The following is a 17,891-nucleotide window of genomic DNA, read 5'->3' as shown; positions in this document are numbered from 1 at the left end:
TTATAAATCTTTTAAATACAAGAAAGCCCAACGTTTGTCGGACTTTGTGCATTATTCTTCAATAGATTTAATCGTGCCTTTAGGAAGTGTCTGCGCAATTGATGCTTTTTGGAATTTGATTTCCATACCTTCAGACAAACTCAAAACCACATAATCTTCTTTAATTTTGCTGACTTTGCCGATGATACCACCAGTAGTCATCACTTCATCACCCTTTTCTAAGCCGCCCATCATCTCTTTGTGCTGCTTCATTTTCTTTTGTTGTGGACGAATCATCATGAAATACATGATTAAGATTAATGGTACGAACATAACCAAGAAGCTCATTAAACCGCCACCTTGAGGCGCCGCACCTGCTGTTGCTAATAACATTTATTGTTTCCTCTGTTTAAATTAAAACAACTAAAATCAAAAAGTTACAACTCAGGAACGTCTTTATCCTGCGCTGCATAAAATTCTTTTACAAAGTCGGACAATGTACCTGTTTCAATCGCCTTTCGCAATCCGTCCATCAGATCTTGATAGTAATGAAGATTATGGATGGTATTCAGCTTAGCACCGAGCATTTCGTTGCACTTATCAAGGTGGTGCAAGTAAGCGCGGCTATAATTCTTACAGGTATAACACTCGCACGCATCATCCAACGGGCCTGTGAATGTTTTATTGTGGCTATTACGAAGTTTTACAACCCCTTTTCGCGTAAAAAGGTGACCATTACGAGCATTACGCGTCGGCATCACACAGTCAAACATGTCAACACCTCGCCTGACTGCTTCAACAATATCTTCAGGCTTACCCACTCCCATCAGGTAGCGAGGTTTATCATCTGGCATCTCTGGTGTTAGATGATTCAAAACCTTAAGCATTTCATCTTTCGGCTCTCCAACCGACAAACCGCCAATGGCATAGCCGTCATAACCAATTGAGGTTAAACCTTCCAAAGACTCTTTACGCAAATGTGGGTACATGCCCCCTTGAACGATTCCGAAAAGCGCAGTCGGCTCTTTATCTGTAAAACCCGCCTCATGCGCCTCTTTACTACGCTTCGCCCAGCGCAAAGAAAGCTCCATCGAATCACGAGCTTCAGCCTCTGTTGCAGGATAAGGCGTACACTCATCAAAAATCATCACGATATCAGAGCCAAGTTTACGTTGAACTTCCATCGCCTCTTCTGGCCCTAAAAATACCTTGGAGCCATTCACCGGCGATCGGAACTCAACACCTTTTTCTGTTATTTTGCGCAATTTACCGAGACTGAACACTTGAAAGCCGCCTGAATCGGTCAAAATAGGCTTATCCCAGTTCATGAAATCATGCAAATCACCATGCTGCTCAATGATGTCGGTCCCCGGACGTAACATCAGGTGAAACGTATTACCCAAAATAATCTCAGCGCCCAAGGTTTTCACCTCTTCCGGAGTTAGCCCTTTAACCGTACCGTAGGTCCCTACAGGCATAAATGCTGGAGTTTGAATCGTTCCACGCTCGAAAGTCAGCTGACCGCGCCTAGCTTGACCATCAGTTTGTTTTAAATCGAACTTCATGTATCACCTACTAAACTATTGATTTCAGGGTGCTGACCTTTAAAAGGCTCGGTTATAAACATTGAGTCGCCATAGCTGAAAAAGCGATACTGCTCAGCAACCGCCTCATTATAAGCATTCATAATATGCTTTCTACTGGCAAAAGCACTCACAAGCATCATGAGTGTAGATTCCGGCAAATGGAAGTTTGTGATTAGCGCATCCACTGACTGGAACTCATAGCCTGGATAGATAAAAATGTCAGTCTCACCGGAGCCGGCTTGAATACTTCCTTGGGAAGATGCGGACTCTAAACAACGCACCGAGGTCGTGCCAACCGCAATCACTCTACCGCCTTTTTGTCGCGCGGACTTAACCTTATCGCACACCTCTGGGCTGAGTTCATACCATTCCGAGTGCATCTTATGCTCTAGAATATTCTCCACACGCACTGGAGAAAAAGTGCCAGCGCCAACGTGAAGCGTTACGAAAGCAGTATCTACGCCCTTATCAGCGATCTTGTCTAGCAACTCATCATCGAAATGCAGACCTGCTGTTGGAGCTGCGACAGCGCCCTCGACCTTGCTGTAAACCGTCTGATACCGCTCTTTATCAGATAACTCGTCTTCGCGATCGATATACGGCGGAAGTGGCATGTGGCCAACAGCCTGCATCACGCCATGCCAATCATTGGTCAGCAGCTTTAATTCGTACAAAGCACCGTCTTTACTTAACACCTCAAGTTCTGAACCGTCTTCAAGTACCAAACGAGCACCCGGCTTGGGACTACGATTCGCTCGAACGTGTGCAATCGCTTCGAGATCTGACTCCACTCGCTCAATAAGAATCTCAACCTGACCACCGCTTGACTTCTTACCAAACAAACGTGCTGGCAATACTCGGGTGTTGTTAAAGACTAGTAGGTCATTAGGTTCAAGAAAATCAACCAGTTGGAAGAAGTTACTATGATTCACTTCGCCAGTAGTCCCATTTAATCGTAATAAACGGCTGGCTGAGCGCTGCTCTGTGGGGTAACGAGCAATAAGCTCGTCAGGAAGTTCGAAATGGAAATCGTGTAATTGCATTATGCTTCTGACCTTACGGGGTCACTCGCAGTCGATATTTGGTGGCTGTAGTTTACTCAGCCACCATAAAAAGGCAAGACGTTAACCGACTTTATCCTGAGGAAGAGTTTTTGAATCTCATCCTGAAACCTGTTTTTTTTCTTGTTAAATTTGAATCTCTGAAATAAACATCATCCAAATCAAAACAAAAAGCCCAGCAATTGCTGGGCTTATTCGTTGATTCATGTGCAGTGTTTACAGGTAATTTTTCATTCCGTTTTGGGTAAAGGTTTCGCGCCCCTCTCGCCACCCTCCTAACCATTCTTCTTTGGCATTAATATCTTCGTGCGGACAAACTTCTTTGGACTGTCCTTGCATCGCAGCATGGAAACCTTTTGCATGAGCTCTTTGTAACTTATCACGTTTTTGTCTTTTCATTGATACATACCCTTTTGAAACATTGATTTTTAACTTATGGACTAACTCTATATATTTAGTTCTTACTTAAAAGTTGAGCATAAAAAAAGCCGAACACTCATAAGAGTCATCGGCTTTCTATTTTCAATATCGCTTGAGTTGTGTTTGCTTGAGAATATCTTGATTCATGCCCAATTCGATTTGCTCAACTTTTAATCAGATTACACTTTTTTGAGCGGCTTGGGGAGTAAAAGTTCACAAAATCATCACAAAACATCACTCTTAATTGCTTAGTCATAACTATTAAAGTTATCTCTATTTTTTGCCACTATCTATCTGATTTTGAGCATTCTTATCACTTCCCCCCCTTCACTCCTTTGATTTCTACTCCTCTGATCACTCTATTTAAAAACTATCGAAGTTTACGTTTGCGTAAAGGTAAGCTAGAATATTGAGGTTACTGTTAAGGAATCTATGCTCATGAGTGATGAGAAAACCGAATACACCATTACCGATTTGTCGAAAGAGTTTGAAATAACCTCACGTTCGATACGTCATTATGAGGATGAAAGCCTGATCACCCCTACTCGACGAGGTGTTCATCGTATTTATAACAACCGTGATCGAGTAAGGCTGCAACTTATTTTGCGCGGAAAGCGTTTAGGTTTCTCACTAGCCGAAATTAAAGAAATCATTGACTTATATGGCATGGAAGGCGAACAAAAGCAAACCGAGCGTTTATTAGAATTAATCAGCGTTCGTCGCGACTCCTTGAAGCAACAGCTTAAAGATATCAAGTACTTACTTAATGAATTTGATGTGCTGGAAGAGAAACTAACGGCCAGCATTACTCCGAATAATTAATATCGTAAAGATTTAGTAGAGGAAATAACATGTATCCATCACTTAACTTCGACCTTGGCGAAACTGCTGACATGATCCGCGACATGGTTCGTGGCTTTGCAGAAAAAGAAATCGCGCCTATCGCTGAAAAAACTGACGAAGAAAACCTTTTCCCACATGAGATGTGGAAAAAGCTTGGCGACCTTGGCCTTCTAGGTATCACTGTTGAAGAAGAGTACGGCGGCTCTGGTATGGGTTACCTAGAGCATGTGGTGGCTATGGAAGAAATCAGCCGCGCCAGTGCTTCTATCGGCTTAAGCTACGGTGCGCACTCTAACTTGTGCGTTAATCAGATTCGCCGCAATGCAAACGAAGAGCAGAAGAAAAAATACTTGCCTAAGCTGTGCTCTGGCGAGCATGTTGGTGCATTGGCCATGTCTGAGCCAGGTGCAGGCTCTGATGTTGTGGGTATGAAGCTTAAAGCTGAACTTAAAGGTGACCACTACGTTCTAAACGGTAATAAAATGTGGATTACCAATGGGCCAGAAGCTGACGTTTTAGTGGTTTATGCGAAAACCGACATGGAAGCTCACTCTAAAGGTATTACAGCTTTTATCATCGAAAAAGGCATGAAAGGCTTCCGCACAGCACAAAAACTCGACAAATTAGGTATGCGCGGCTCGAACACTTGTGAATTAGTTTTCGAAGACTGTGAAGTACCTGTCGAAAACGTCATGGGCGAAGTAAACCAAGGTGTTAAAATCTTGATGAGTGGCTTGGACTATGAGCGTGCCGTTCTTTCAGCAGGCCCATTAGGCATCATGCGAGCTTGTATGGACGTTGTAGTTCCTTATGTACACGAACGTAAGCAATTCGGTAAAGCTATCGGTAGCTTCCAGTTAATTCAAGGTAAAGTGGCTGATATGTACACGACGATGAACGCAAGCCGTGCTTACGTTTACTCAGTTGTTAAGGCCTGTGACCGTGGCGAGACCACTCGTAAAGACGCTGCGGCGGCTATTTTATTCGCTGCGGAGAACGCAACAAAATTAGCATTAGACGCGATTCAGATTCTCGGTGGTAACGGTTACATCAACGAATACCCTACTGGTCGCCTACTTCGTGACGCTAAGTTATACGAAATCGGCGCAGGTACTAGTGAAATTCGCAGAATGCTAATTGGGCGCGAGTTGTTCAACGAAACAGCATAAAATGTTTATATTCGCCAACTCGTTGTTAAAAGTTAGCTCGAAGTGCTCATTTAGCTTACTAAACTCCGCGCTTCTCTCTAACTTTTGCCTCGATTTGGCTTCATCTAAATCATTTTAGATGTCTTACTGTAAAAATAAGGTTCATTTAAAACTCAAATTGATACGCTCTTCTTTGTATGAATCAAAGAGCAGAACACAAAAGCTACTGACGTGGCTAGAACGAGGCAAATGACTTTTTAGTACCGGAGGTTACCAATCAGGTAATCGAGGAAGCTTAAAAGTCATTTAACAAAGTTATAGCAAGATCAGAAGCTTTGAACAGGAGTAATAACTATGTCAGATCCTATCGTAATTGTCAGCGCAGCCCGAACCCCAATGGGTGGCTTCGGCGGTTCTCTTTCTACTGTAAAATCAACAGAGCTTGGTGCTAACGCAATCGCTGCTGCCGTAGAGCGCGCGACATTAAAACCTGAAGATATCCAAGAAGTCATCATGGGTTGTGTTTTACCAGCTGGCGTTGGCCAAGCACCAGCGCGTCAAGCATCGCTAGGCGCAGGCATCCCTAAATCAACAGGCGCTACGACGGTGAACAAAGTGTGTGGTTCTGGTATGAAAACCATCATGCTTGCTCATGACTTATTAGTTGCGGGCACCAATGACGTTATGGTTGCTGGTGGTATGGAAAGCATGAGCTTAGCGCCATACTTATTACCGACAGCACGTTATGGTCAACGTTTTGGTCACGGTAAAACCCTTGACCATATGGCGTTTGATGGTTTGGAAGATGCCTACGAAGGTCAAGCAATGGGCGTATTCGCTGAGCAAACCGTTGAAAGATATGGTTTCAGTCGTGAAGACCAAGACAACTTTGCGATTGAGTCTTTAGCGCGTGCTAACAAAGCGATTGAAGAAGGCTCGTTCAAAAACGAAATTACACCAGTGACCGTTAAGTCGCGCAAAGGTGATGTGGAAGTCGATACCGATGAGCAGCCTCTAAAAGCTCGCCCTGATAAAATCCCTGCGTTACGCCCTGCCTTCAAAAAAGACGGCACGGTAACAGCGGCAAACGCTAGCTCGATTTCAGATGGTGCTGCGGCAGTGGTAATGATGCGTCAATCTGAAGCCGAAAAGCGTGGCTTGAAGCCGCTTGCTAAAATCAACGCACACGCGACCAACGCTCGTACTCCAGCAGAGTTCACTATTGCCCCAGTTGGCGCGATGGAAAAAGTTTTGGAAAAAGCTGGATGGAGCAAAGATGACGTTGATTTGTTTGAAATTAATGAAGCATTCGCGGTAGTGACTATGGCCGCGATGAAAGAGCTAGAGCTTGACCATGCAAAAGTTAACGTTCACGGCGGCGCATGTGCACTGGGCCACCCGATTGGGTGTTCGGGTACGCGTATCGTAGTGACATTAATTGAAGCATTGCGTAAGTATGGCAAGTCTAAAGGTGTGGCGTCACTGTGTATTGGTGGTGGTGAGGCGACAGCATTAGCGATTGAACTCATTTAAATGGATTTTTTATCCAATAGCTTTGTTAGTTACGTGCTCAAACATCATCATGCACAAGAGTGCACTCAGGGTTTTGCGCGCGTAACTGTCTCGCTCTTGAATAAAAACTCTCATTTAAACATTTGCAGCAAATAATATTTCCAAATTGAGATGGATTTATGATTCTGACAGAAGAACAAACAATGATTCAGGACATGGCTCGTGGCTATGTTCAAGAACGTATTGCCCCCTTCTCTGAAGAGTGGGATAAGAATAAAACCTTCCCTGCTGAGGCTTTAAAGGGCCTTGGTGAACTCGGTTTCTATGGCATGTTAGTGCCAGAGCAATGGGGTGGAAGTGAGATTGGTTATACAGCAGCTGCTCTGGTGTTAGAAGAAATTGCTGCTGGCGACGGAGCTTGCTCAACAATCATCTCCGTAACAAATTCTGTGGGTTGTATGCCAATCCTTAACTTCGGTAACGATGAGCAAAAAGAAAAGTTTTTAAAACCAATGGCTTCCGGTGAAGCTTTGGGTGCTTTTTGTTTAACCGAGCCACACGCTGGTTCTGATGCAGCCGATCTAAAAACTAAAGCCGTCAAAGAAGGTGATCATTACATTCTCAATGGCGTTAAGCAGTTTATTACATCAGGCAAAAATGGACAGATAGCGATTGTATTTGCGGTAACCGATCCTAGCGCTGGCAAAAAAGGTATCAGTGCCTTTATCGTCCCGACCGATACACCTGGATACATTGTCGCTAATATCGAAGACAAGATGGGCCAAAATGCCTCAGACACTGCCCAAATCGTGTTTGAGGATTGCAAAATTCCTGCGGCCAACTTACTCGGTAAAGAAGGCGAAGGCTATAAAATCGCGCTTTCTGGCCTTGAAGGCGGTCGTATTGGTATCGCAGCGCAAGCGGTCGGCATGGCGCGAGCGGCTTATGAATACGCACTTGAGTATTCCAAAGACAGAACCTCTTTTGGTAAACCTATTTTTAAACATCAGGCAGTCCAGTTCAAACTGGCCGAAATGGCCACGCAAGTTGAAGCAGCGCGTAATATGGTTTTAAACGCCGCACAGCTGCGTGACGCTGAAAAACCATGTTTGAAAGAAGCTTGTATGGCGAAACTTTTCGCTTCGGAAGTCGCGGAAAAAGTGTGTTCTGACGCTATTCAAGTGTTAGGTGGTTATGGCTATCTTAAGGACTACCCGGTCGAACGTATTTATCGTGACGTTCGCATTGCACAAATTTATGAAGGTACGAGCGAAGTTCAGAAAATGGTCATCGCACGTGCAATTAGCTCCGATTAAAAGCTAAGGATTCAATATGCCAGTAATTAAATCTTCGATTAATTCGCGTAGCGCATCATTTATCGAAAACTCTGAAGCCATGAGCGCTTTGGTTGATGACTTGCGCGATAAAATGGAGTACATCACTCAAGGTGGTGGCCCAAAGTACCAAGAAAAACATTTATCACGTGGTAAATTACTACCTCGTGATCGTGTTCGTAAGTTGCTAGACGTCGGCTCGCCTTTATTAGAAATTTCACAAATGGCGGCATGGGACATGTACGACAACAAAGTTCCAGCAGCAGGTTTGATTGCTGGTATTGGTCGCGTATCCGGCGTGGAATGTATGATCGTTGCCAACGACGCAACGGTTAAAGGCGGTACCTACTTCCCTGAAACCGTAAAGAAGCATCTTCGCGCACAAGAAATCGCAGAAGAGAACAACCTGCCGTGTATCTACTTGGTTGATTCTGGTGGCGCTAACTTGCCACAGCAAGACGAAGTATTCCCTGATAAAGATCACTTTGGTCGTATTTTCTACAACCAAGCCAACATGTCTGCTAAGGGTATTCCACAAATTGCTGTAGTCATGGGTTCATGTACAGCGGGGGGCGCTTACGTTCCTGCGATGGCTGATGAATCTATCATCGTTAAAGAGCAAGGTACGATTTTCTTGGGCGGCCCTCCTCTCGTTAAAGCTGCGACAGGCGAAGTGGTTTCGAGCGAAGACTTAGGTGGCGCAGACGTTCACTGTAAGAATTCAGGCGTTACTGACCACTATGCTTTAAATGATGAGCACGCACTAAAATTAGCACGCCAAGTAGTCTCGAATCTAAACCGTAAGAAAGAACCTTTTGTCACGGTTAAAAAACCTGTCGAGCCACTTTACCCGGCTGAAGAGCTTTACGGTGTGATCAACAAAGATCCGCGTAAGCCTTTCGACATTCGCGAAATCATTGCACGCGTTGTAGACGGCTCAGAGCTTGATGAGTTTAAAGCGATGTACGGTACAACTCTTATTTGTGGTTTCGCACGCATTCATGGCTACCCAGTAGGTATCGTCGCCAATAACGGTATTTTATTTTCTGAGTCAGCGCAGAAAGGCGCTCACTTTATTGAGCTATGTTCACAACGTGGTATTCCACTCGTTTTCCTACAAAACATTACCGGCTTTATGGTCGGCCGTAAGTACGAAAACGAAGGCATCGCAAAACACGGTGCGAAAATGGTAACCGCTGTTGCTTGTGCCAAAGTCCCTAAGTTTACGGTCATCGTTGGCGGTAGTTTTGGTGCCGGTAACTATGGCATGTGTGGTCGTGCTTACAGCCCTAAGTTCTTGTGGATGTGGCCGAACTCTCGTATTTCTGTAATGGGCGGCGAGCAAGCGGCTAACGTTCTGGCTCAAATCAAGCGCGACAATTTTGAACGTCGTGGTGAAGAGATGTGGTCAGAGGATGAAGAAAAAGCCTTTAAGAAGCCGATCGAAGATCAGTATGAAAAACAAGGACACCCTTACTATTCAAGCGCACGCTTGTGGGACGATGGCATCATCGACCCAGCCGACACGCGCATGGTATTAGGTTTAGGCCTTTCTGCTGCAATGAACAAAGAAGCCGAAGAAACAAAATTCGGCGTCTTCAGAATGTAAGGTGGTTTCTTAATATGAGTAAAGCACTAAACATTAGTATTGATACCAAAGAACTCGGTTCAGAAGGTCGTGGCGTGGGCCGTATCACCATGACTCGTGGTGATATCCATAACGCCTTTGATGACTTATTGATTGCTGAGTTGACGCAAGCTTTTCGTCGTATGGACGCAAACCCAAGCGTTGAGGTTGTGGTGTTAGAAGCCGAAGGTAAAAGCTTTTCAGCAGGCGCAGACTTAAATTGGATGCGCCGCATGGCTGATTATACTTGGGATGAAAACTACAAAGACTCTCAAGGGTTGGCTGAGTTAATGCACACCATCTATAGCTTAAGCAAACCGACCATTGCCGTGGTTCAAGGTGCAGCGTTTGGTGGTGGCGTTGGCTTGGTCGCTTGTTGCGATATCGTGATTGCCTCTGAACGTGCGAGTTTCTGTTTATCAGAAGTTAAACTTGGCCTAATCCCAGCAGTGATCAGCCCCTATGTCGTAAAGGCCATTGGCGAACGCCAAGCTCAACGTTATTTTTTAACGGCTGAGCGTTTTAAGGCTCCACAGGCCAAAGAGTATGGATTAGTTCATGAAGTGGTCGCTGAAGATAATTTAGCAGAGACAGCCAACAACATGATTAGCACCCTGCTCGCTAACGGCCCACAAGCTGTTCGAGCTGCCAAAGATTTAATCAAAGCTGTCGCAGAAAAGCCTGTCGATACCGCTCTATTAGACGAAACCGCAAAACGCATTGCCGACATTCGCGCTAGCGAACAAGGTAAGGAAGGTTTAAACGCTTTCTTAGAAAAGCGCCCTGCGGATTGGTCAGTAGGCTCTTTAGACTCAAACCCAGAACACAGCGACAGTTAAGGAAGCATCTATGTTTACAAAAATACTAATTGCAAACCGTGGTGAAATCGCTTGTCGTGTGATTCAGACGGCAAAAAAACTCGGCATTCGTACGGTTGCTATTTATTCAGAAGCCGACAAAAATGCACGTCATGTGGCGATGGCCGACGAAGCGATTTATCTCGGCCCGGCACCCGCAAAAGACTCTTACCTCAAGCCAGAGCTTATCATTAAAGCAGCTCAAGAAACCGGCGCACAAGCGGTTCACCCTGGTTATGGCTTCTTGTCTGAGAATGCAGGATTCGCTAAAGCGTTAGCAGACACTGATATTGAATTCATCGGTCCGCCTGAGGGCGCTATCGTTGCTATGGGTTCAAAATCTGCAGCAAAAGAAATTATGGATGACGCTGGCGTACCTTTAGTAAAAGGTTATCACGGCGAAAACCAAGAACCTGATTTCTTAAAGTCTCAAGCTGACGACATCGGCTACCCAGTAATCATCAAAGCCACAGCTGGTGGCGGTGGTAAAGGGATGCGTATCGTTTGGAAATCAGAAGAATTTGAATCAAGCTTAGCTTCTTGTAAACGCGAATCAGCAGCCTCTTTTGGTGACGATAAAGTGTTGGTTGAAAAATACATCACCAAACCTCGCCACGTTGAAATTCAGGTATTTGCTGACAAGCATGGTAACGCGGTTCACCTGTTCGAGCGTGATTGTTCAGTACAGCGTCGTCACCAAAAAGTCATCGAAGAAGCTCCGGCTCCCGGCATGAGCGAAGACAATCGCCAAAAAATGGGCGAAGTAGCTATTCGTGCGGCACAAGCGATTGGTTATGTCGGTGCGGGTACGGTTGAGTTCTTGTATGACGAAGACGGTTCTTTCTACTTTATGGAAATGAATACGCGTCTACAAGTTGAGCACCCAGTGACTGAAAAAATTACTGGCCAAGACTTGGTTGAGTGGCAACTGAAAGTCGCAGCAGGTCAGGAGCTTCCAGCAACACAGGAAGAGCTGACAATTAATGGCCATGCTTTCGAGGTTCGTATTTATGCTGAAGATCCGCGTCAGGATTTCTTGCCAGCAACCGGCACTTTACTGCACCTAAGCACTCCAGAAGAAAGTGAGCATGTTCGAATTGATACTGGTGTTCTACAAGGTGACACAGTCTCTGTTCACTATGATCCAATGATAGCCAAGCTTATCGTATGGGATCATGATCGTAACGCTGCCCTAGCCCGCTTGCGGGGAGCTTTAGCTCAATATCAAGTGGTTGGCTTAACCACAAACGTTGAGTTCCTTTCTGCTCTAGCCAACAACCAAGCGTTTGAAGACTGCGATCTGGACACCAACTTTATTGAGCGCTATCGCGACGAGTTGATTTTAGAAGATGCGCCAGCAGATGAGGACGCGTTAGTCGCGGCGACCGTTTATCAGTTGGTGCAGCGCCAGCAAGCAGCTGAAGAAGCAGCGGCAAAAAGTGCTGACCCTTACTCACCATGGAACTCAGTCAGCGGCTGGAGATTAAATACTGACAATCACCATGCGTTTGAATACATTGATTATGTCGATAGTATTCCAAACGAAGTGTCTGTCACGACGCACTATCGTGATGAGACACATGATCATCAGTATTTACTGGAGCTTCCGTCAAAGGAAATCAAAATTCATGCGGCAGAGTTGAATGATAATAACCTTCGCTTAGATGCCTCGGGCAAGCGTTTTAACGCCAAAGTCGTTGATGACGGTAAAAGTTTGCATATTTTCGTTAACGGCAACTATCAAGTTCTTGAAAAAATCGAACGCGGTTTAGATGGTGACTCAGAAGAGGCTGGCGGCAGCTTAACAGCACCAATGCCAGGTACCGTTATCGAAGTTAAGGTTGCTGAAGGTGACAGCGTTGAAGCTGGTCAGCCTCTAATCATCTTAGAAGCTATGAAAATGGAGCACACCATTAACGCTCCAACCGCAGGCACTGTTGCAGAAGTGCTTTATGCTGCAGGCGACTTGGTTGACGATGGTGCTGAGCTATTACGCCTCGACGCTAGCGATGACTAATAGTATAGAATCAATCGAGGAGAGACCATGGTTCTAGTCGATGATCATATTGAACATTTACCCAGCAAGGTCCGCATCGTTGAGATGGGGCCTCGCGATGGTTTGCAGAATGAGAAGCAACCTGTCAGTACAGAAGTTAAAGTTGAGTTAATCAAACGCCTGATTGACGCGGGTGAGAAAGACATCGAAGCGACCGCTTTTGTATCACCGAAGTGGGTACCTCAAATGGCGGATCATCACGAGATGATGCAAGCTCTAAAACCTTTGAAAGAAGCTCACCCAGAGGTCACCTTCCCTGTGTTGACGCCGAACATCAAAGGCTTTGAAGGTGCTCTGGCCGGTAACGCTGAAGAAGTGGCTGTTTTCGCAGCGGCTTCTGAAGGCTTTTCACAGAAAAATATCAATTGCTCGATTGCTGAGTCTATTGAACGCTTTAAGCCAGTGATGGAAGCGGCAAAAGAAAACGGTATAAAAGTTCGCGGCTATGTTTCTTGCGTACTGGGCTGCCCTTTTGATGGTGAGATTGCCCCTGAGCAAGTTGCCAAAGTGGCAAAAGATCTTTATGACCTAGGTTGCTATGAAATATCGCTGGGCGACACCATTGGCGTCGGCACTCCGGCGAAAGCCAAAGCCATGATAGAAGCTGTGTCTAAGGTAGTTCCAGTGGATAAATTAGCCTGTCATTTCCACGATACCTATGGACAAGCGCTAGCAAATCTATATGCTTGCTTAGAACTTGGTGTTTCAACCATTGATAGCTCTGTAGCTGGCCTTGGTGGCTGTCCTTATGCTCCAGGTGCGACGGGCAATGTTGCAACAGAGGATGTGGTCTATATGCTCAACGGTTTAGGCATCAAGACAGGAATTGATTTAGACAAGCTGGTTGATGCCGGTGTCTATATTTCTGATGAGCTAGGAAGAAAGCCTGTATCGCGTGTGGCGAATGCACTTCTTTCAAAAAGACAGTAGCTCTAGCAGCTCGAATAACGAGCAAACTAATACTCTTAAAATATGACGAGGAATTAAAATGTCAGGTTTTAATAAAGTCGTAAATAGTTACGAAGAAGCCCTCGAAGGTTTCAAAGATAATATGACTGTCATGATTGGCGGTTTTGGCCTTTGCGGGATCCCGGAAGGCTTGATTGAACAAGTTTATAAGATGGGCAGCAAAGGCTTAACGGCTATTTCTAATAATGCCGGTGTTGATGGTTTTGGCTTAGGTAAATGGTTAGAAAAGCGCCAAATCAGCACCATGATCGGCTCTTACGTTGGTGAGAACGAGTTATTCGAAAAGCTACTGCTTTCTGGCGAGATGGAAGTGATCCTAACGCCGCAGGGTACTTTGGCAGAGAAAATTCGAGCTGGTGGCGCAGGTATCCCGGCGTTCTTCACAGCGACAGGCTTCGGTACGAAAGTGGCTGAAGGCAAAGAAACTCGTAATATTGATGGTCGTGACTATGTGCTAGAGCCGTCGCTAACGGCTGATTTCGCACTGGTTAAAGCGTGGAAAGCCGATACTATGGGCAATCTGATCTTCAACAAAACGGCCATGAACTTTAACCCTATGATGGCGACTGCGGGTAAAATTACAGTAGCAGAAGTTGAAGAAATTGTTGAGCCGGGTGAGCTGGATCCAAACTATATCCACACTCCTGGTATCTACGTTCAGCGCGTCATCAAAGGTAATAGTTTTGAGAAACGCATCGAGCAACGCACAATCAAATCATAAGGAGCGCAATCATGGCACTATCACGTGAACAAATCGCCATGCGAGTGGCGCAAGAATTAGAAGACGGTTTCTATGTCAATTTAGGAATCGGCATCCCTACCCTCGTCGCTAACTATGTACCAAAAGGCGTCGAAGTTATGATGCAATCTGAGAATGGTTTACTCGGTATGGGTGAGTTCCCAACTGAAGAAACGATTGATCCAGACTTGATCAACGCTGGTAAGCAAACCGTAACAGCCGCCACAGGCGCAGCATTCTTCTCATCAGCAGAAAGCTTTGCCATGATCCGCGGTGGTCATGTTGACCTAACTGTACTTGGCGCATTCGAAGTGGACCAAGAAGGTAATATCGCTTCGTGGATGATTCCAGGCAAGTTGGTTAAAGGCATGGGTGGTGCAATGGACTTAGTTGCAGGCGCAGAAAACATCATTGTTACCATGACACACGCCAACAAACATGGTCAGTCTAAAATCCTCAAAAAATGTACCCTACCGCTTACCGGCGCGCAGTGCATTAAACGTGTCATTACCGAACTAGCACTGATGGAAATCAAAGACGGAGCCTTCCACTTAATCGAGCGAGCTCCAGGCGTATCAGTAGAAGAAATTCAGGAAAAAACAGAAGCGGACTTAGTTATTCCAGACCACGTTCCTGAAATGAACGTTTAACTGACTACACTTGGTGTGACTTTGTTGAAAGTCACACCACCCTTCACTACTTCAAACATCAATGGAAATATTAAAAAACTTCATAAAGCCTAGTTACTCTAGAAAGCCGTTTCATCACAGTTATGAGTTAACTGACTATATTTTTAACTGCCCTCTGTGCTTTCACCAAAATACTATCCCATTTTCAAAAATTTTAAAGTCTGCATATAGCTGGTTTAATACCTATACACCCGAAGAAGTAAAAAGAATCGAACAACATTTTGGTATTGGCATTGTTGGGAAGTCCCATGATGGTGGAATGCCATCTATATATTCTACTAAATGTGGAAAATGCCAATCTAACTTTATTTCTTACTTAGGGTTGATGGAAACTAGTAATTCAGTATATAGGATAACTGAACAGGGTCTTTCTAGTATCAAAAGTAGTCAATGAACTATCATACAACACCCAATACCCCATTAGATTAAGCTGAGTAGAAAAGCAATCATAGCAATTCAAAACAGGACGTTTTGAATAGTGAAATTCAGACCATGGATGGGATGTATTTCACGGTGCGTTAAGTGATTGATTTACTACGAAGAGAGTTATCCGCAGGATAACCTTAATCTAGGGGTGTCTTTCTTTTGGTTCCTTTTCTTGGACAAGCAAGAAAAGGAACAACACTACGGTTTCCTACTGCAACACTTGTTTACATTTTACTACCCAACCCTACTGGAAATTGTTATTGATCCCTTTATATTGAACGCTGGTCTAAATCTACTAAAGAACAGAACATTATTTCAGGGGACACTCCATGAAGAAGTTATTATCGGTTGCAGCATTATCTGCTGTAGCAGCGGCTTCGCCATTGATGGCGGATGAAGGTATGTGGCAGCCCAACCAGCTTCCACAAATCGAAGATCAGCTCAAAGAAGCTGGCTTAAAAATAGATCCTAGCAGTCTTACCAAGCTCACTGAATTCCCAATGGGTGCGGTGATCAGCCTTGGTGGCTGTACTGCGTCTTTCCTTTCACCTAAGGGCTTGGTAGCAACAAATCACCACTGTGCTTACGGTAGTATTCAATTTAACTCCACTGCTGAAAATAACTTATTGGAAAAGGGGTTTTTAGCTAAGGACTTTTCACAGGAGTTAGCAGCAGCACCAGGCTCTCGTGTTTATGTAACTACCGAGGTTACTAATGTAACTGATACCATTAACGATGGTCTTAATGAAGACATGTCGGGTATGGATCGCTATAAGTTTGTAGAGAAAAAAGAAAAGTCATTAGTGTCTGACTGTGAGGCTGAAGAAGGTTATCGTTGTAACGTCTACTCTTTCCACGGTGGGCTTGAGTATTATCTTATCAAGCAAATGGAGATTCGTGACGTTCGTTTAGTCTACGCACCTTCATCACACATTGGTAAATATGGCGGTGACGTTGATAACTGGATGTGGCCGCGCCATACCGGTGACTTTGCATTTTACCGCGCTTATGTAGGAAAAGACGGCAAGCCTGCTGATTTTTCAAAAGACAATGTGCCTTACGAGCCTGAGCACTTCTTAAAAGTAAATGCCGACGGCGTTGCGAAAGGTGACTTTGTAATGGTTACCGGCTATCCAGGCCGTACCAACCGCTATCGCACCAGCGCAGAAGTCGAAAACCAGTTCGAGTGGCGTTACCCTACTTTCCGCGGTATTTTACATAAGTACATCGATATCATTGAAGAGAACGCCCCTGAAGGCAGCGATGCCCGTGTTAAGTATGCAAGCACGCTTGCGGGTTTGAATAACGCAGAGAAGAACTGGGGTAGCATGATCAAGAGCTACGCTAAAGGCGATCTTTTAGAGCGTAGACAGCAGCTTGAAGCCGATCTTGAAGCGTGGTTGCTTGATAACCCAGGCATGAAGGAGAAGCATGGTGACGCAGTTGCTGAGCTTGATGCTTTAGTCAAAGCCGATCTGAAAGACCAAGCGGTTGAACTGAAAAAATGGGGCATGAGTCGCGATACGTTATCTGGAACAGCAGCACAACTGTATCGCTTGGCGATTGAAACTCAAAAGCCGGATGCAGAGCGTGAGCCAGGTTATCAGGAGCGTGATATTACGCGCATCAAGGAAGGCTTGAAACGTATGAATCGTCGCTGGGATGCTGAAGTAGAAAAAGCTCTGTACAAACATTTCGTCGCTGAGTACGCCAAGCTACCTGCTGAAGACCGCATAAAGAGCTACGACCAATACATGGGCATTTCTAAAACGTTTGATGCAGAAGCCTTTAACGCCAAAGTTGATAAGATGTTTGAAGAGACTGAATTGACCGACCAAGACGTTCGCCTAAACTGGGTTGGAAAGTCAGTAGAAGCTTTCAAAAAGTCAGACGATCCTTTTATTCAACTCGCAGTAGCTACTTACGATGAAAATCATAAGAAAGAACTTGAAGATAAAGAGCAGTCAGGCAAATTCAAGAAGCTCCGCCCACAGTACATGGCTGCAATCATTGATTACTATAAATCACAAGATAAAGCCGTTTATGCGGATGCTAACAGTACGCTTCGCGTGACTTACGGTAATGTTAAAGGCTACTCTCCTAAAGACGGTATGTTCGCAACGCCTTTTACTACACTTGAAGGTTTAGCCGCAAAGCATACTGGTGAAGAGCCGTTTAACTCTCCTGCTAAGCAGCTAGAGCTAACCAAGAGCAAACAATACGGTGAATATAAGGATGATGCGTTGAACAGCGTTCAAGTTAACTACTTAACCACTGTTGATACCACCGGCGGTAACTCTGGCTCACCAACGATGAATGCGAATGCTGAGTTTGTGGGTTTACTGTTTGACGGTGTTTATGAGTCGATTATTGGTGACTGGGACTACAATCCTAACCTAAATCGCTCTATTCACGTCAGTAGTGCATACATGCTATGGGTGATGGAGCATGTTGATGGTGCGAGCAATTTAATCAAGGAAATGAAGATAGTTAGGTAATTTATTGATTTAACAGATTCTCTCATTTCGACAATGTAAAAAAGTTTAAGAGCAGCTCTAGGGCTGCTCTTTTTGTATACATTTTAAACAATATAACAAACGTCCGACCAGTTGTTTCCTATAATAGCCTCGTGTGAATGAAGTTAT

15 protein-coding genes are annotated in these 17,891 nt (G+C 44.8%); 11 read left to right on the top strand and 4 right to left on the bottom strand.

The window, feature by feature from the left end; translation table 11 throughout:
- Positions 1–51: 51 nt before the first annotated feature.
- The 4 genes from yajC to rmf all read right to left on the bottom strand — a co-directional run bounded on the left by yajC (position 52) and on the right by rmf (position 3,025).
- Positions 52–372: a preprotein translocase subunit YajC gene (gene yajC / locus ABD943_RS11575; RefSeq protein WP_345293341.1), complete on the bottom strand. Its 321-nt coding sequence runs from the start codon at positions 370–372 to the stop codon at positions 52–54.
- Between the two features lie 44 nt (positions 373–416).
- Positions 417–1,544: a tRNA guanosine(34) transglycosylase Tgt gene (gene tgt, locus ABD943_RS11570; protein WP_345293340.1), complete on the bottom strand. Its 1,128-nt coding sequence runs from the start codon at positions 1,542–1,544 to the stop codon at positions 417–419.
- Entirely contained in the window at positions 1,541–2,608 is a 1,068-nt protein-coding gene (gene queA / locus ABD943_RS11565) for a tRNA preQ1(34) S-adenosylmethionine ribosyltransferase-isomerase QueA (RefSeq protein WP_345293339.1), read from the bottom strand. The genes tgt and queA overlap by 4 nt, the downstream gene beginning before the upstream one ends.
- 234 nt (positions 2,609–2,842) lie before the next feature.
- The gene (rmf, locus tag ABD943_RS11560) at positions 2,843–3,025 is read right to left on the bottom strand and encodes a ribosome modulation factor (RefSeq protein WP_345293338.1); all 183 of its coding nucleotides are present in this window, start codon (positions 3,023–3,025) and stop codon (positions 2,843–2,845) included.
- A 459-nt stretch (positions 3,026–3,484) separates the two neighbouring features.
- On the opposite strand from rmf, the gene ABD943_RS11555 reads away from it, so the two are divergent.
- The 11 genes from ABD943_RS11555 (at position 3,485) to ABD943_RS11505 (ending at position 17,744) form a co-directional block, all read left to right on the top strand.
- Complete coding sequence (locus ABD943_RS11555; protein ID WP_345293337.1) at positions 3,485–3,868, top strand: MerR family transcriptional regulator; 384 nt, start codon at positions 3,485–3,487, stop codon at positions 3,866–3,868.
- A 29-nt stretch (positions 3,869–3,897) separates the two neighbouring features.
- On the top strand, positions 3,898–5,058 hold the full coding sequence (locus tag ABD943_RS11550) for an isovaleryl-CoA dehydrogenase (protein WP_345293336.1): 1,161 nt from the start codon (positions 3,898–3,900) through the stop codon (positions 5,056–5,058).
- 333 nt (positions 5,059–5,391) lie between these two features.
- Complete coding sequence (locus ABD943_RS11545; RefSeq protein WP_345293335.1) at positions 5,392–6,570, top strand: acetyl-CoA C-acyltransferase; 1,179 nt, start codon at positions 5,392–5,394, stop codon at positions 6,568–6,570.
- Between the two features lie 158 nt (positions 6,571–6,728).
- Positions 6,729–7,865 (top strand): acyl-CoA dehydrogenase family protein, encoded by a 1,137-nt coding sequence (locus tag ABD943_RS11540; RefSeq protein WP_345293334.1) that lies wholly within the window; start codon positions 6,729–6,731, stop codon positions 7,863–7,865.
- Between the two features lie 16 nt (positions 7,866–7,881).
- On the top strand, positions 7,882–9,492 hold the full coding sequence (locus ABD943_RS11535; protein ID WP_345293333.1) for a carboxyl transferase domain-containing protein: 1,611 nt from the start codon (positions 7,882–7,884) through the stop codon (positions 9,490–9,492).
- A gap of 14 nt (positions 9,493–9,506) precedes the next feature.
- On the top strand, positions 9,507–10,349 hold the full coding sequence (locus ABD943_RS11530; RefSeq protein ID WP_345293332.1) for an enoyl-CoA hydratase/isomerase family protein: 843 nt from the start codon (positions 9,507–9,509) through the stop codon (positions 10,347–10,349).
- Positions 10,350–10,359: 10 nt separating this feature from the next.
- Entirely contained in the window at positions 10,360–12,384 is a 2,025-nt protein-coding gene (locus tag ABD943_RS11525) for an acetyl-CoA carboxylase biotin carboxylase subunit (protein WP_345293331.1), read from the top strand.
- A 27-nt stretch (positions 12,385–12,411) separates the two neighbouring features.
- A complete protein-coding gene (locus tag ABD943_RS11520) occupies positions 12,412–13,353 on the top strand; it encodes a hydroxymethylglutaryl-CoA lyase (RefSeq protein WP_345293330.1) in 942 nt (313 codons plus the stop codon).
- A gap of 58 nt (positions 13,354–13,411) precedes the next feature.
- Positions 13,412–14,113 carry a CoA transferase subunit A gene (locus tag ABD943_RS11515; protein ID WP_345293329.1) on the top strand — a complete coding sequence of 234 codons (702 nt, stop codon included), beginning with the start codon at positions 13,412–13,414 and terminating at the stop codon, positions 14,111–14,113.
- 11 nt (positions 14,114–14,124) lie between these two features.
- A complete protein-coding gene (locus ABD943_RS11510; protein ID WP_345293328.1) occupies positions 14,125–14,781 on the top strand; it encodes a CoA transferase subunit B in 657 nt (218 codons plus the stop codon).
- 794 nt (positions 14,782–15,575) lie between these two features.
- Positions 15,576–17,744, top strand: coding sequence for a S46 family peptidase (locus tag ABD943_RS11505; protein WP_345293327.1), 2,169 nt, complete (start codon positions 15,576–15,578; stop codon positions 17,742–17,744).
- The last annotated feature ends 147 nt before the right edge of the window (positions 17,745–17,891 follow it).

This window comes from Kangiella marina, assembly GCF_039541235.1.
In the GTDB taxonomy this organism is placed as follows: Bacteria; Pseudomonadota; Gammaproteobacteria; order Enterobacterales; family Kangiellaceae; genus Kangiella; species Kangiella marina.
Note: the sequence above shows the minus strand (reverse complement) of the source record. Positions and strands in the feature narration are given on the sequence as shown.